Genomic DNA, 1348 nt, shown 5'->3' with positions numbered 1-1348 from the left:
TTTGCGAAACACTCGATCAGTTTTATGAGGATGTAAAAGCAAAGAAATCACCTAGAATTATAATTTGTTTACCACCTAGATCAGGTAAATCAGAGATTATAAGCCGTAATTTTCCTGCATATCTTTTTGGGCGTGATCCTAATCTTAATATTATCAGTGCCTCCTATTCAGGCGATCTTGCAAGCCGTTTTAATCTGGATGTTCAAAGAATAATTGACAGCGATAATTATAAAAAAATATTTCCAGATACTTTTTTAGGTGGCAAATCTTACCCTCAGTATAAAAAGACAGATTCACTTTTTGAAATCGTAAACCATAAAGGATCATACCGATCTGCAGGCGTGGGCGGTGGTGTCACAGGTATGGGATGCGATATTTTAATTATTGATGATCCCTTTAAAGACAGAGCAGATGCGAACTCACCTACTATAAGAGAAAAGACTTATGACTGGTATAAATCGACTGCTTACACTCGTTTAAGTGACGGTGGCGGTGTAATTATCCTACAGACAAGATGGCACATTGCCGATCTTGCAGGACAGTTAATCAGCAAAATGCATTCAGATGAAAAAGCGGATCAGTTTAAAGTTATTGAATATCAGGCGATTGCAGAGCATGACGAAAAGCACAGAAAAAAAGGGGAAGCTCTACATCCAGAACGTTATTCTCTTGCAAAATTAGAGGCGATTCGACAAACATTAGGCGCATACGAATGGGCAGCACTATACCAACAACATCCTGTACCAAAAGAAGGAGCTACTTTTAAGCTGGATAATTTTAGACGATATAATGAAAAAAATATTCCTGTATCTTTTGACCGTATCTTAGGATCGTGGGATATGACTTTCAAAGATAAAAAAGATAATGATTTTGTTGTAGGTCAGGTATGGGGTAAGAAAGGAGCTGATTTTTATCTCTTAGACCAGGTAAGAGGGCAATGGGATTTTGTTAAAACATTACAAGTGTTTATTCAACTTGCAAAAAAATGGAAACGTTGTCACGGCTGGTTAATTGAAGATAAAGCCAACGGATCAGCAATTATTTCAACGTTGAAAAAACATATTAGCGGATTAAAACCTATAAATCCAACAGAAAGCAAGATTGCCCGTGCGGAGGCTATAAGCATATATATTGAAACAGGCAATGTATATATACCTGAAAACGCTCCCTATATTGCAGATCTTGAAGATGAGATAATCAATTTTCCTGCGGTGGATCATGACGATCAAATTGATTGCATGACACAGGCTTTAAATTATTTCAGAGAAAATGCACCTTTACAAATCAGCGAAAATAATCTAAAAATTCTAAAAATGAGTAGATTACAACATTTTAGGCGGTAAAAAAT

General features: G+C 36.3%; 1 protein-coding gene. It reads left to right on the top strand.

Annotation, left to right across the window (positions count from 1 at the left end; genetic code table 11):
- Positions 1 to 1343, top strand: a 1343-nt coding sequence (terL, locus tag ACJML3_RS06395) for a phage terminase large subunit (protein ID WP_406021636.1), incomplete at its 5' end; no start/stop codon positions are given.
- Positions 1344 to 1348: the final 5 nt, after the last annotated feature.

This window comes from Succinivibrio sp., from assembly GCF_045124615.1.
Classification (GTDB): domain Bacteria; phylum Pseudomonadota; class Gammaproteobacteria; order Enterobacterales; family Succinivibrionaceae; genus Succinivibrio; species Succinivibrio faecicola.
This window is presented reverse-complemented; position numbering and strand designations above follow the sequence as displayed.